At 71.2% G+C, this 13083-nt stretch carries 13 protein-coding genes; 2 read left to right on the top strand and 11 right to left on the bottom strand.

What is annotated here, in order from left to right:
- Positions 1-61: 61 nt before the first annotated feature.
- The gene (locus ACGFNN_RS20720) at positions 62-2587 is read right to left on the bottom strand and encodes an ATP-dependent Clp protease ATP-binding subunit (protein WP_362546510.1); all 2526 of its coding nucleotides are present in this window, start codon (positions 2585-2587) and stop codon (positions 62-64) included.
- A 440-nt stretch (positions 2588-3027) separates the two neighbouring features.
- Here ACGFNN_RS20720 and ACGFNN_RS20715 point away from each other — a divergent pair, with 440 nt between their 5' ends.
- Positions 3028-3612: an SCO3374 family protein gene (locus tag ACGFNN_RS20715; RefSeq protein WP_393557693.1), complete on the top strand. Its 585-nt coding sequence runs from the start codon at positions 3028-3030 to the stop codon at positions 3610-3612.
- Here the strand turns inward: ACGFNN_RS20715 and ACGFNN_RS20710 are convergent.
- The 10 genes from ACGFNN_RS20710 to ACGFNN_RS20665 all read right to left on the bottom strand — a co-directional run bounded on the left by ACGFNN_RS20710 (position 3591) and on the right by ACGFNN_RS20665 (position 11769).
- A complete protein-coding gene (locus ACGFNN_RS20710; RefSeq protein WP_362546504.1) occupies positions 3591-3926 on the bottom strand; it encodes an Lsr2 family protein in 336 nt (111 codons plus the stop codon). The two genes, ACGFNN_RS20715 and ACGFNN_RS20710, sit on opposite strands and share 22 nt — an antisense overlap.
- A 144-nt stretch (positions 3927-4070) precedes the next feature.
- Entirely contained in the window at positions 4071-4583 is a 513-nt protein-coding gene (locus ACGFNN_RS20705; protein ID WP_362546501.1) for an amino-acid N-acetyltransferase, read from the bottom strand.
- 114 nt (positions 4584-4697) lie between these two features.
- Positions 4698-5132 carry a BlaI/MecI/CopY family transcriptional regulator gene (locus tag ACGFNN_RS20700; RefSeq protein ID WP_393557690.1) on the bottom strand — a complete coding sequence of 145 codons (435 nt, stop codon included), beginning with the start codon at positions 5130-5132 and terminating at the stop codon, positions 4698-4700.
- Positions 5133-5231: 99 nt separating this feature from the next.
- The gene (locus ACGFNN_RS20695; protein WP_362546495.1) at positions 5232-5411 is read right to left on the bottom strand and encodes a hypothetical protein; all 180 of its coding nucleotides are present in this window, start codon (positions 5409-5411) and stop codon (positions 5232-5234) included.
- A 58-nt stretch (positions 5412-5469) separates the two neighbouring features.
- The gene (locus ACGFNN_RS20690; RefSeq protein WP_365092415.1) at positions 5470-6060 is read right to left on the bottom strand and encodes a hypothetical protein; all 591 of its coding nucleotides are present in this window, start codon (positions 6058-6060) and stop codon (positions 5470-5472) included.
- A gap of 139 nt (positions 6061-6199) precedes the next feature.
- Positions 6200-6997, bottom strand: coding sequence for a type III pantothenate kinase (locus ACGFNN_RS20685; protein ID WP_393557688.1), 798 nt, complete (start codon positions 6995-6997; stop codon positions 6200-6202).
- Positions 6997-8040 (bottom strand): carboxylating nicotinate-nucleotide diphosphorylase, encoded by a 1044-nt coding sequence (gene nadC, locus ACGFNN_RS20680; RefSeq protein ID WP_362546489.1) that lies wholly within the window; start codon positions 8038-8040, stop codon positions 6997-6999. Before nadC ends, ACGFNN_RS20685 begins: the two co-directional genes overlap by 1 nt.
- 2 nt (positions 8041-8042) lie before the next feature.
- Positions 8043-9797 carry an L-aspartate oxidase gene (locus tag ACGFNN_RS20675; RefSeq protein WP_393557686.1) on the bottom strand — a complete coding sequence of 585 codons (1755 nt, stop codon included), beginning with the start codon at positions 9795-9797 and terminating at the stop codon, positions 8043-8045.
- Positions 9794-10807 (bottom strand): pantoate--beta-alanine ligase, encoded by a 1014-nt coding sequence (gene panC, locus ACGFNN_RS20670; RefSeq protein WP_393557684.1) that lies wholly within the window; start codon positions 10805-10807, stop codon positions 9794-9796. Before panC ends, ACGFNN_RS20675 begins: the two co-directional genes overlap by 4 nt.
- On the bottom strand, positions 10804-11769 hold the full coding sequence (locus tag ACGFNN_RS20665; protein ID WP_362674853.1) for a DUF2520 domain-containing protein: 966 nt from the start codon (positions 11767-11769) through the stop codon (positions 10804-10806). The genes panC and ACGFNN_RS20665 overlap by 4 nt, the downstream gene beginning before the upstream one ends.
- A gap of 167 nt (positions 11770-11936) precedes the next feature.
- Here ACGFNN_RS20665 and ACGFNN_RS20660 point away from each other — a divergent pair, with 167 nt between their 5' ends.
- The gene (locus tag ACGFNN_RS20660) at positions 11937-13082 is read left to right on the top strand and encodes a threonine aldolase family protein (protein WP_393557682.1); all 1146 of its coding nucleotides are present in this window, start codon (positions 11937-11939) and stop codon (positions 13080-13082) included.
- Position 13083 lies beyond the last annotated feature (1 nt).

The following is a 13083-nucleotide window of genomic DNA, read 5'->3' as shown; positions in this document are numbered from 1 at the left end:
CTGCCCCGGACCGGTGACCGGTCCGGGGCAGCCCCTCGGTGCTCAGGCGCTACGAGGCGCCCTACGCGTCCTTCGTCAGGTTCGGGCCGCCGCCCGCAGCCTGCTCGATCGGCGGGACGTCGGGCAGCGCCGACTTCTCCTCGCCACGGAACGAGAACTTCTTCTCGTCCCCTTCACCCTCGGTGTCCACGACCACGATGTGACCCGGACGGAGCTCGCCGAAGAGGATCTTCTCGGAGAGGACGTCCTCGATCTCGCGCTGGATCGTCCGGCGCAGCGGCCGGGCGCCCATCACGGGGTCGTAGCCCTTCTTCGCCAGGAGCGACTTGGCCTCGCCACTGAGCTCGATGCCCATGTCGCGGTCCTTGAGGCGCTCGTCCACCTTGGCGATCATCAGATCCACGATCTTGATGATGTCTTCCTCGGTGAGCTGGTGGAAGACGACCGTGTCGTCGACACGGTTGAGGAACTCGGGCCGGAAGTGCTGCTTGAGCTCTTCGTTGACCTTGACCTTCATCCGCTCGTAGTTCGTCTTGACGTCGCCCTGGGCCGCGAAGCCCAGGTTGAAGCCCTTCGAGATGTCCCTGGTCCCGAGGTTGGTCGTCATGATGATGACCGTGTTCTTGAAGTCCACGACCCGGCCCTGGGAGTCGGTCAGGCGACCGTCCTCCAGGATCTGGAGAAGGGAGTTGAAGATGTCGGGGTGGGCCTTCTCGACCTCGTCGAAGAGGACGACGGAGAACGGCTTGCGGCGCACCTTCTCGGTGAGCTGGCCACCCTCTTCGTAACCCACGTAACCGGGGGGCGAACCGAAGAGGCGGGAAACCGTGTGCTTCTCGCTGAACTCCGACATGTCGAGGGAGATCAGCGCGTCCTCGTCGCCGAAGAGGAATTCGGCGAGCGTCTTGGAGAGCTCGGTCTTACCGACACCGGACGGGCCGGCGAAGATGAACGAGCCACCGGGGCGCTTCGGGTCCTTCAGGCCGGCTCGCGTACGGCGGATCGCCTGCGAGAGCGCCTTGATGGCGTCCTTCTGCCCGATGACGCGCTTGTGGAGCTCGTCCTCCATGCGCAGCAGACGGGAGGACTCCTCCTCCGTCAGCTTGAAGACCGGGATGCCGGTCGCCGTGGCCAGGACCTCGGCGATGAGCTCGCCGTCGACCTCGGCGACGACGTCCATGTCGCCGGCCTTCCACTCCTTCTCCCGCTTGGCCTTCGCCGCCAGCAGCTGCTTCTCCTTGTCACGGAGCGAAGCCGCCTTCTCGAAGTCCTGGGAGTCGATGGCCGACTCCTTGTCGCGGCGGACACCCGCGATCTTCTCGTCGAACTCGCGGAGGTCCGGCGGCGCGGTCATCCGGCGGATGCGCATCCTGGAACCGGCCTCGTCGATCAGGTCGATCGCCTTGTCCGGCAGGAACCGGTCCGAGATGTACCGGTCGGCCAGGGTCGCGGCCTGGACCAGCGCCTCGTCCGTGATGGAGACCCTGTGGTGGGCCTCGTAACGGTCGCGCAGACCCTTGAGGATCTCGATGGTGTGCGGCAGCGACGGCTCCGCGACCTGGATGGGCTGGAAGCGGCGCTCGAGCGCGGCGTCCTTCTCCAGGTGCTTGCGGTACTCGTCGAGCGTCGTGGCACCGATGGTCTGGAGCTCGCCTCGCGCCAGCATGGGCTTGAGGATGCTCGCGGCGTCGATCGCGCCCTCGGCGGCACCCGCACCCACCAGGGTGTGGAGCTCGTCGATGAACAGGATGATGTCGCCGCGGGTGCGGATCTCCTTGAGGACCTTCTTCAGGCGCTCCTCGAAGTCACCGCGGTAGCGGGAGCCGGCGACCAGCGCACCGAGGTCCAGGGTGTAGAGGTGCTTGTCCTTGAGGGTCTCGGGCACCTCGCCCTTGACGATGGCCTGCGCCAGGCCCTCGACGACCGCCGTCTTGCCGACGCCGGGCTCGCCGATGAGGACCGGGTTGTTCTTCGTACGGCGGGACAGCACCTGCATGACCCGCTCGATCTCCTTCTCGCGCCCGATGACCGGGTCGAGCTTGGATTCGCGGGCGGCCTGCGTGAGATTCCGACCGAACTGGTCGAGCACCAGGGACGTGGAGGGCGTGCCCTCCGCGGGGCCGCCGGCGGTGGCGGCCTCCTTGCCTCCCGAGTACCCGGAGAGCAGCTGGATGACCTGCTGCCGCACCCGGTTGAGGTCGGCGCCCAGCTTCACGAGGACCTGGGCGGCGACGCCCTCGCCCTCGCGGATCAGGCCGAGCAGGATGTGCTCCGTGCCGATGTAGTTGTGGCCGAGCTGAAGGGCCTCGCGGAGAGACAGCTCCAGGACCTTCTTGGCCCGGGGAGTGAAGGGGATGTGCCCGGACGGGGCCTGCTGGCCCTGACCGATGATCTCCTCCACCTGCTGGCGGACCGCCTCGAGCGAAATCCCGAGGCTCTCCAGGGCCTTAGCGGCGACACCCTCACCCTCGTGGATCAGGCCCAGGAGGATGTGCTCGGTGCCGATGTAGTTGTGGTTGAGCATCCGGGCTTCTTCCTGAGCCAGGACGACAACCCGCCGCGCGCGGTCGGTGAACCTCTCGAACATCGTTAATCGCTCCTCAGAGCGGTCAGGCAGTAAGGGGTCGGTCCCCTCCCTGTCCTTCCGCAGCTTAGTCCCGCAAGCGGGGACCGCTCATTTCAACTGCCGACACCCGGCCCTGCTTCCCGGGGGGGCGCCCGCCCCGAACGCCGACAACTGCTCCAACCCGATGGTGCGAGACGATGTTCCCGCAGGCCAGGCAGATAGCCCTTTCGCCAGTACGCCGATGGCGAACGTGAGACGTTTTTGCCCGCGTGTCGCCCCTTCCCACTAGGGATGTCTTACCCGCACCCACCGACAGTCCATGCGGCGCGACCCCGTTTCCTCCGCTACGGGCGAACAACTTCGCGCCGTCGGCCGCTTCCGTGCGCCCCCGTGGCGGACACCTGGAGCGATCGATCGCGGACGGGGCGTAACCATGGATCCGGTTCGGCGGTTCATCGGGTATGGCTTCCCTCGTCCCGCCGCCCCGCTCGTCGCCGGGCTCCGGCGCCCGCGCCCAGTGGTACGCCGACGAACTGGACTGGCCCACGGCGGGAACACCGCCGGAGCGGCTGCTCACGGGGCCCTGCTTCGACGTCCTGGAGCTGCCGGCCGCGGCAGGTCACGCGGCGCTGCTCAGGGTCGGTCCCACCGGTCCGGTGGCACTGGCGGGACAGCGGATGCAGCTGCTCGTGGCTCCGGGCAGCGCCGACGAGGTGCCGGGGCTCCTGGACTGGCTGGAGTGGGGCGGGATCACCCTCGACCTCTCCGCCGTCGGCCACGGCGGGCACATCACGGCCCCCGTGCCTCCGGGGGGAGCGGCAGGCCCGCCGGGGGCCGCCGTCTGGCTGCGACCCCCGGGATCGCGCCAGGAGGTGGACGCCTCGCTCCCGGCCCTCGGCGGCCTCGGGAGCAGGGGTGGGGATGCTCCCGATCTCGTACGACTCGTGGACGCGGCGGCGACGGAATGCCACCGGGCCCGGCTCGCGCTTGCCCGCAACGATCTGTGGACCCATCGGCCGACAGGTCAGCCGTTGGCCTTCTCGTAAGCCTCGCGGATCTCGGCCGGAACACGGCCGCGGTCATTCACATTGTGGCCGTTCTCGCGGGCCCACCGACGGATCTCGGCGGTGTCCTTGTTGCCACCGCTCACGGCGCGCCCCTTGCCACGGCCGGCCGCGGCGCGGCCTCCGGTGCGACGCCCGCTCTTGGTGTACGGGTCGAGAAGGCCACGGAGCTTGTCCGCATTGGCCGTCGTGAGGTCGATCTCGTACGTCTTGCCATCCAGAGCGAACGTCACGGTCTCGTCCGCCTCGCCACCGTCGAGGTCATCAACAAGAAGGACCTGAACCTTCTGTGCCACCGGATTTCCTTTCATCGAAAATGTAGTACGCGGAAAGGAAACCGCTTTTCCCCGGAAAACACAAACCCCTGGGAGAGGTTCAGGAGTGCAGGAACACGGGAAACGTGCGCGATTCGGACATAGGGTTCCGAGGTGTTCCGGCGTTCACAGGTGCAGAAGCATCCGGCTGTTGCCCAAGGTGTTCGGCTTCACTCGTTCGAGACCCAGGAACTCGGCGACACCCTCGTCATAGGAACGCAGCAGCTCGCTGTAGACATCTCCGTCGACCGGTGTCTCTCCGATCTCGGTGAAGCCGTGCGCGGCGAAGAAGTCGACTTCGAACGTCAGGCAGAAAACCCGGCGGACGCCGAGCCACCGCGCGGTCTGCAGGAGCTTGTCCAGGACCTGGTGTCCCACACCCGCCCCCTTGATGGCGTGGTCGACGGCCAGTGTGCGGACCTCAGCGAGGTCTTCCCACATCACATGCAGTGCGCCGCACCCCACGACCCTGGCGTCCTCGTCACGTTCGGCGACCCAGAACTCCTGGATGTCCTCGTAAAGAGTCACCGTCGCTTTGTCGAGCAGGATGCCCTGGGTGACGTAGCCGTCGAGGAGTCCCCGGACGGAGGCGACGTCACTGGTCCTGGCACGGCGGACCGTGATGGCCGGCCTATTCACCGAAGGGCCGGTACGAAGATCCGAGGGAGATCCGGTTTCCGGCAGGATGCGCGCTCCGGTTTGCGACTCGGGACGGCGATCGGTTTGTGGCTGCTCTGAGGACATCCCCCGACGCTATCGCCCGTCGTCCGCCGGCGCTTCATCGGCCGCCGCACCCTCATCGGGACGGCTCTCGGAGGGTTCGGGGATCGTGGGCGCCACGACCTTCATCGCATCCCGCAGCGCTTCCCGCTGCTCCTCGGACATCATGCCGAAGAAGGCGACCAGTGCGGCCGCCGGGTTGTCGCTCTGCGCCCAGGCTTCGTTCATCAGTGCGGCCGCGTATGCGGCTCGGGTGGAGACGGCCGTATATCGATATGCCCGGCCATCGACTTCCCGGCGGACCCAGCCCTTCTGATGAAGATTGTCCATTACCGTCATGACGGTCGTGTACGCGATGGACCGTTCCTGTTGAAGGTCCTCGAGAACTTCCCGCACGGTGACCGGGCGGTTCCATTGCCAGACCCGTGTCATCACGGTGTCTTCCAGCTCTCCCAATTGGCGGGGCACACCATCACCCTAGTGCTAGATGTCTGGAATGGGATAATTCCGGGACGACAAAAGGGCGCACGGCTCCGCGAGCCGTGCGCCCTTCGTGCTGGGTCCGGGTCAGACGCCCTCGGGCCGCGGAGCCTGACGGGCGGCCTCGGCGCGGGCGAGCGCCGCGTCCACCGCGGCGTCCTCCTTGGCCTTGTTCGGGCCGCCCTGGCTCTTGATGATCGTCCTGACGAGGCCGATGAAGAAGACGGCCATCACCACGGGGGGAACGAGCGCGGATACGTAGTCCATGCCGTCCAGAGTAGCGAGCCCGGCATTCCGGGCATCGGGCGGGTGGAGCGCTCCTCGCTCAGGACACGGCGCGCTCCTCCTGGGGCGCGGGGACGGGCCTGCGGCGGGGCGGGAAGACCTCCGACGGCTTGGGCATCGGACGCTCCCCCGGAGCCGCCGGGCGGGACGGCGCCGGCGCCGGCGGCGTCCGCGGCCGTTCGGGCTCCTTGGCCGCCGTCAGGCCACCGGGGAGCGCGAGCAGCCTGCCGCGCGGCGCGGGGGTCGTGACGGGCGCCGCCCGCCCGGCGAGGCGCGCCCGCACCGAACGCTCCGCGAGCACCTGGCAGCGCTCCAGGAGGGCCGCGGCGACCGGGCCGCCCCGTAGCGCGCGAAGCGCCGCGAGATCGTCGGGGCGGGGGTCGTAACCGGCCGCGAGGGCGTCCTGGAGCAGTTCGAGGTAGCCGCTGAGGGAGCCCGGCAGGGCGTCGCGGTAGCGGGCGAGATCGGCGAGGAGGAAGGCGCGCAGGCGGCCGGCCTCCCTGGCCACCTCGTCCACGGCCTCGGCGAGCCGGAGGCAGTCCTGGACATCCTCGTCCGGCAGGGGCGTGGGGTGGAGGGCGTTGGCGAGAGCACGTCGGAGCACCCGGAGCTCGTCCGCGCTGAACGCCATGCCGCCGCGTGATCCGTAGGGCGTGGGCATGGAGCGACAATACGTGCTAAATGGACAAAATCCGCTTAACTAACCGCCGGGCGGCGCGGCGTCCGGCACCGTGCCGCCCGGTCGTTCCCGCAGGTGGCGCGGGCGCGCGCTACATCCGGGCGATGTTGCGCTCGTAGACGAGGCGCAGCCCGATGAGTGTCAGCCAGGGCTCGTGCTCGTCGATGACGGTGGAGTCCTTCAACACCATCGGAGCAAGGCCCCCGGTCGCGATGACGGTGACCTCGTCGGGGTCGGCCGCCAGCTCCTTCTTCATGCGCTCGACCACGCCGTCGATCTGGCCGGCGAAGCCGTAGACGATGCCGGACTGCATGGCCTCGACCGTGTTCTTGCCGATCACGCTGCGGGGCCGAGCCAGCTCGATCTTCCGCAACTGGGCGCCCTTGGCGCCGAGGGCCTCCACCGAGATCTCGATGCCGGGCGCGATCACGCCGCCCGCGTACTCGCCCCGCGCCGACACCGCGTCGAAGGTGGTGGCGGTGCCGAGGTCGACGACGATCGCCGGGCCGCCGTAGAGCTCCACGGCGGCGACCGCGTTGACGATGCGGTCGGCACCGACCTCCTTCGGGTTGTCCATGAGGACCGGCACACCGGTCTTGACGCCCGGTTCCACCAGGACCGCGGGCACGTCGCCGTAGTAGCGGCGGGTCACCTCACGGAGCTCGTGCAGCACGGCGGGGACGGTCGAGCAGATCGCGATGCCCTCGATGCCGTCGCCGAGCTCGACCCCCAGCAGCGGGTGCATGCCCATCAGCCCCTGGAGCAGCACGGCGAGCTCGTCGGCCGTCCGGCGGGAGTCGGTGGAGATCCGCCAGTGCTCGACGATCTCATCCCCGTCGAACAGCCCGAGGACGGTGTGGGAGTTGCCCACGTCGATGGTGAGCAACATCAGGCGTCGGCCCCGTCCGTGGCCGCCACGTCACGGAAGTCCAGACCGATGTCGAGGATCGGCGAGGAGTGCGTGAGGGCACCGACGGCCAGGTAGTCGACGCCCGCCTCCGCGTAGGCGCGCGCGGAGTCGAGGGTGAGCCGGCCGGACGACTCGAGCATCGCGCGGCCACCGACGAGAGCGACGGCCTCGGCGGTCTCGGCCGGGGTGAAGTTGTCCAGCAGGATCAGGTCCGCTCCGGCCTCGATCACCTCGGTGACCTGTTCCAGGGTGTCCACCTCGACCTCGATGGCGAGCTCCGGGAACGCCTTCCTGACCCGCTGGAACGCCTCGGCCACCCCACCCGCCGCGATCACGTGGTTGTCCTTGACCAGCGCGGCGTCCACCAGCGACATGCGGTGGTTCACGCCGCCTCCGCAGCGGACCGCGTACTTCTCCAGCGCGCGCAGCCCGGGAGTGGTCTTGCGGGTGTCGCGGACCGCGGCCTTCGTGCCCTCCAGCACGTCCGCCCAGGCACGGGTCGCCGTGGCGATCCCGGAGAGCCTGCAGAGCAGGTTGAGCGCGCTGCGCTCGCCGGTGAGCAGGTCGCGGGTGCGGGTGGTGACCGTGAGCAGCTTCTGGCCGGCGGCGACGCGGTCGCCGTCCTCGACGTGGCGCTCGACCTCGAACTCGTCGGTGCAGACGATCGAGAGCACAGCCTCCGCGATCCGCAGCCCCGCGACCACACCCGCCTCGCGGGCGGTGAAGTCACCGGTGGCGACGGCGTCCTCCGGGACGGTCGCCACGGTGGTGACGTCCTCGCCCCCGTCGAGGTCCTCCTCGATCGCGACGTGGGCGATGTCCTCGACCTGGACCGGGTCGAGCCCGGCCTCGGCGAGGAGCTGGGCGAGGCCGGGGTCGAGGCCGCACTCCAGACCGTCGGGGTCGTATCCGTCACCGCAGCCGCAGCCGTCGCCGCAGCCCCCGGGCTCGGCGGGTGCGCCGATGTGGATCAGCGGGACGTCCACGGGTGTGGGGCGCGGATTCTCTTCGGGCGTGCTCACGGTCACTGCTCCTCGGGGGCGTCGGCGGAATCGGTACGAAGGCGGGTGGGCGGTTCGGGGGCCGCAGCTGCGGCGTCCCCGGTCCGTACGGGCGGGAAGCCGGCTCCGTCCGTGGTGCGGACGACCGGCTGCCGTCCGGGCCCCAGGTGTACGACGAGGTGGCGGCGCCAGGCGGTGTCGTCGCGGTCGGGCCGGTCCTCGCGCCAGTGGCAGCCGCGGGTCTCCTCGCGCTCCCGGGCCGCGGCGACCAGCACCCGGGCGACGAGCAGAAGGTTGGTCGCCTCCCACGCCTCCACCCCGGGCACCGCGTCCTTGGGGTCGTCGTCCTCGGCGGCGGCGAGCTGGAGCGCATCCAGCTCGGTGGCGGCGGTGGCGAGACTGGCGGCGGAGCGGATGACCCCGGCCCCCCTGCTCATGATCCGCTGGATCGACGTCCGCGACTCCGCCGCGAGCAGCGGCACGGTGTCCGCACCGGCGGTGGGCGCCGGATCGGCGTGCGGGGCGTCCTGGCGGGGCCCTTCGACGATGTCGGCGGCGATGCGCTCGGCGAACACCAGGCCCTCGAGGAGGGAGTTGGACGCCAGTCGGTTCGCGCCGTGCACCCCGGTGCAGGCGACCTCACCGCAGGCGTACAGCCCCGGCACCGTGGTGCGGCCACGGAGGTCCGTCCGTACGCCGCCCGAGGCGTAGTGGGCGGCCGGTGCCACCGGGATCGGCTCCGTGACCGGGTCGATGCCGTGGGCGCGGCAGGCGGCGAGGATCGTCGGGAAACGCCGCTCCCACATCGTGGCGCCGAAGTGGCGGCCGTCGAGATACATGTTCTCGGTGCCCTTGAGCTGCATCCGGCGGGTGATGGCCTTGGCGACGATGTCACGGGGCGCCAGCTCGGCCAGTTCGTGCTGCCCGAGCATGAAGCGCGTACCGGTCGCGTCGACGAGATGGGCACCCTCGCCGCGTACCGCCTCGGACACCAGCGGCTGCTGGCCCTCCGCGCCGGCGCCGAGGAACAGGACGGTCGGATGGAACTGGACGAACTCGAGGTCCGACACCTCCGCGCCGGCCCTCAGGGCGACGGCCACCCCGTCGCCCGTGGAGACGGACGGGTTGGTGGTGGCGGAGAAGACCTGTCCCATGCCGCCGGTGGCGAGGACCACGGCCGGGGCGCGGACCGCGCCGACGCCGTCGTGCTGCCCCTCACCCATGACGTGGAGGGTGACGCCCGCCGTCCGGCCGTCCTCGTCCGTGATCAGGTCCAGGACCAGGGCGTTCTCGATGGTGCGCAGCGCGGCGGAGCGAACCGCCTCGACGAGGGCCCGGGAGATCTCGGCGCCCGTCGCGTCCCCGCCCGCGTGAGCGATGCGGCGGCGGTGGTGGCCGCCCTCCCGGGTCAGGGCGATCGCACCGGTGTCCGTGGTGTCGAAGTGCGCGCCGGTGTCGATCAGGCGGCGTACGGCGTCGGGCCCCTCCGTGACCAGGGTGCGCACCGCCGCCTCGTCGCACAGACCGGCCCCGGCGACCAGGGTGTCGTCGAGGTGCTGTCCCGGGGTGTCGCCCTCACCGAGGGCGGCGGCGATACCGCCCTGCGCCCAGCGGGTCGATCCGTCGTCGAGGCGGGCCTTGGTGACGACCACGGTCGCCAGGCCGGCCGCGGCGCAGCGCAGGGCGGTGGTGAGACCGGCCACGCCGGAGCCGACCACGACGACGTCCGCGTCGATGGCCCAGCCGGGGGCGGGGGCGGTCAGCCGTATTCCGGTCATGTCAACGCTCCGAGCGTCAGCGGGATGTTGTCGATCAGACGGGTGTCCCCCACCCGCGCCGCGACGGCGAGGACCACGTCCCCGCTGACACGGTCGTCGGGGACCGCGGAGAAGTCCGCCGGGTCCACGAGCGCCACGTAGTCCAGGGTGAGCGGCACCTCTTCGCCGGCCGCCTCGTCGAGCACGGTCCTGGCCGCGGCCAGGACCGCGGAGGGGGCGACGGTCGGCCTGGCCAGGGCGACGGCCTGGGAGTCGGCCGCGGCCCGCGCCTCTCCGAGCCGGGTGAGCGCGGCCGCCCGGCCGTCGCGCTCCGGGAGCGTACGGGCGCGGGCGTGCAGCGTCTGCTGGGCGACGAGGCGGTCACGGGCGGCGAAGAGCGCCCTGGGCAGGGCGAGCGCCGTACGCCGCTCCTCGGCGGAGAGGAAACGGTTGCGGCTTGAGAGCGCGAGGCCGTCCGGGTCCCGGACGGTCGGTACGGCGACGACGTCGACGCCGAAGTTGAGGTCGCGGACCATGCGGCGGATCAGTGCGAGCTGCTGGGCGTCCTTCTGCCCGAAGAACGCCGCGTCCGGCCGGGTCAGGTGCAGGAGCTTGGCGACGACGGTGAGCATCCCGTCGAAGTGGCCCGGGCGCGAGGCGCCTTCCAGCCGCTCGCCCATGGGCCCGGCCGTGATCCGGACCTGGGGCTCGCCGCCGGGGTAGACCTCTTCGACGGAAGGCGCGAAGACCGCGTCCGCCCCGGCCGCGGAGGCCACCGCGAGGTCGGCGTCCAGGGTCCGGGGGTACCGGTCGAGATCGGCGGCCTCGCCGAACTGCAGCGGGTTGACGAAGACGGTGACCACGACCTGCCCCTCGGGGCCCGCGGCGGCCCGTGCCGCCCGGATCAGTGTGGCGTGGCCCTCGTGGAGGGCGCCCATCGTCATCACGACGGCGCGGGCCGCCCCATCGGCCCGGCCGAGGGCCTCGAGTTCCGCGGTCGAGCGCAGCAGAGTGGCTGGTGCGGTGTTCATCGCTTCTCCCCCGGCCCCGAACCGTCCGGGCCGTGTGTTCCGTTCGCGGCGTTGCTGTCCGAGAGGACGCCGAGGAGGTCCTCCGCGAACTCGGGCTTGAGCAGGCCGTGGTCGAGTGCCCGGTCGGCCGTGGCGCGGGCCATCGCGAGATAGCCGGCGACCGTCTGCGGAGCGTGCGCGCGCAGCTCCCGGATGTGCGCGGAGACCGTACCCGCGTCGCCCCGGGCGACGGGGCCGGTGAGTGCGGCGTCACCGGAGCGCAGGGCGTTGTCGAGCGCGGCCCCGAGCAGCGGTCCCAGCATCCGGTCGGGCGCGCCGACGCCCGCGGTGCGGAGCAGCTCCATGGACTGCGCGACGAGCGTGACCAGGTGGTTCGCCCCGAGCGCCAGAGCGGCGTGGTAGAGCGGACGGGACTCCTCGGCGATCCACTCGGGCTCACCGCCCATCTCGATGACGAGCGCCTCGGCGGCGAGCCTCAGCTCCTCGGGGGCGGTGACCCCGAAGGAACAGCCCGCCAGCCGCTGGACGTCCACGGAGGTGCCGGTGAAGGTCATCGCCGGGTGCAGCGCGAGCGGGAGGGCTCCGGCCCGCAGCGCGGGGTCGAGCACCTTGGTCCCGTACCGCCCCGAGGTGTGCACGAGCAGTTGGCCCGGTCGCACGGCACCGGTCTCGGCGAGCCCCTCGACCAGGCCGGGGAGCGCGTCGTCGGGGACGGTGAGGAGCACGAGTTCGGCGCGCGCGAGGACCTCGGCGGGCGGCACCAGGGGGACGTCGGGGAGCAGCGCGGCGGCCCGGCGCACGGATGCGTCCGAGACACCCGACACCGCGACCGGCCGGTGCCCGGCCAACTGCAGCGAGGCGGCGAGTGCCGGGCCGACGCGTCCCGCGCCGACCACGCCGACGGTGAGGCGGGCGGGACGGTCCCTCGCGTCGAGGGCTTCCTTCGAAACTGATGCGTTCACGCGGCGATGGCCTTCCGTTCCAGTCCGCGGGGGGTACCGGACGATTTCTCTGCATGCTACGCCAGCGTTTCGTCGCACCCCCAGATCATCCACAGCCTGTGGATAACTTCCGCCGAAGAACGCCCCCCGGGGTGGGCGGCGACGGCGGCGCGGGCGATGATCGTCCCATGGCAGTCACGGATGAGCAGAAGCGACGTCACCGCAGGCTGACGGCCTGGCAACGGTCGGAGAGGGTGCTGGCCAGGGCCTCCGCCGACCACACCCTGGCCACGCGGCTGGCTTCGCTGGCGGCCGACGCGGGCACCGTCCACGATCTGGGTGAATGGACGGATGTGTACGGCGACGGGGTCGTCGCCGAGGTCGAGCGGCGTACCGCCGGGCTCCTCGGCATGGAGGCGGCCGCCTTCTTCCCGACCGGCACGATGGCCCAGCAGATCGCGCTGCGCTGCTGGGCCGGCCGCACCAAGGACCCGGCCGTGGCCCTGCACCCGCTCTCGCACCCGGAGGTCCACGAGCGGTCCTCCCTCACCGAGGTGAGCGGGCTGCGGACCGTGCACCCCACGACCGCGCCCAGGCAGGCCACGGCGGACGAGATCCGGGACTTCCCGGAGCCCTTCGGCACCCTGATGGTGGAGCTGCCGCTGCGCGACGCCGGCTTCGTCCTGCCGTCCTGGGAGGAACTGGAGGCGTCCACGACGGCCGCGCGGGACCGGGACGCGGTGGTGCACTTCGACGGGGCGCGGCTCTGGGAGTGCGCCCCCCACTTCGGCCGTGGCCTCCCGGAGATCGCGGCCCTCGCCGACAGCGTCTACGTGTCGTTCTACAAGTCGCTCGACGGGCTCTCCGGCGCGGTACTGGCCGGGCCCGAGTCCCTCGTCGAGGAGGCGCGGACCTGGCGTCACCGCTACGGCGGGCAGGTCTTCCAGCAGTACCCGGCGGCCCTCTCCGCCCTCCTGGGCCTGGAGCGCGAACTGCCGAGGCTGCCGTCGTACGTGGCCCACGCCAAGGTGGTCGCGTCCGCTCTCGCGGAGGGCTTCGCCGACTCCGCGGTCCCGTGGTCGCGCGTGCACCCCGAACCTCCGCACACCCACCAGTTCCAGGTCTGGCTGCCCTACGACGCCGACGTGCTGGACGAGGCCTCGGTCAGCCAGGCCGAGGAGACGGGTGTGACTCTCTTCCGCCGCTGGTCCCCGGCCCCGTCGGGACCACCCGGCCTCTCGTTCACCGAGGTCACGGTGGCGGCACCGGGCCTGGAGTGGACGGCCGCCGACGTGAAGGAGGCTGTGGCCCAGTTCGTGGCGCGGCTGGCGTAGT

Source organism: Streptomyces sp. NPDC048590 (assembly GCF_043199535.1).
Lineage (GTDB): Bacteria > Actinomycetota > Actinomycetes > Streptomycetales > Streptomycetaceae > Streptomyces.
Note: the sequence above shows the minus strand (reverse complement) of the source record. Positions and strands in the feature narration are given on the sequence as shown.

Excerpts from the sequence above, each read along its gene's own strand:
- ACGFNN_RS20720 (WP_362546510.1), bottom strand. The coding sequence starts at position 2,587 with ATGTTCGAGAGGTTCACCGACCGCGCGCGGCGGGTTGTCGTCCTGGCT.
- ACGFNN_RS20715 (WP_393557693.1), top strand. The coding sequence starts at position 3,028 with ATGGCTTCCCTCGTCCCGCCGCCCCGCTCGTCGCCGGGCTCCGGCGCC.
- ACGFNN_RS20695 (WP_362546495.1), bottom strand. The coding sequence starts at position 5,411 with ATGGACTACGTATCCGCGCTCGTTCCCCCCGTGGTGATGGCCGTCTTC.
- ACGFNN_RS20690 (WP_365092415.1), bottom strand. The coding sequence starts at position 6,060 with ATGGCGTTCAGCGCGGACGAGCTCCGGGTGCTCCGACGTGCTCTCGCC.
- ACGFNN_RS20685 (WP_393557688.1), bottom strand. The coding sequence starts at position 6,997 with ATGTTGCTCACCATCGACGTGGGCAACTCCCACACCGTCCTCGGGCTG.
- ACGFNN_RS20675 (WP_393557686.1), bottom strand. The coding sequence starts at position 9,797 with ATGACCGGAATACGGCTGACCGCCCCCGCCCCCGGCTGGGCCATCGAC.
- panC (WP_393557684.1), bottom strand. The coding sequence starts at position 10,807 with ATGAACACCGCACCAGCCACTCTGCTGCGCTCGACCGCGGAACTCGAG.
- ACGFNN_RS20660 (WP_393557682.1), top strand. The coding sequence starts at position 11,937 with ATGGCAGTCACGGATGAGCAGAAGCGACGTCACCGCAGGCTGACGGCC.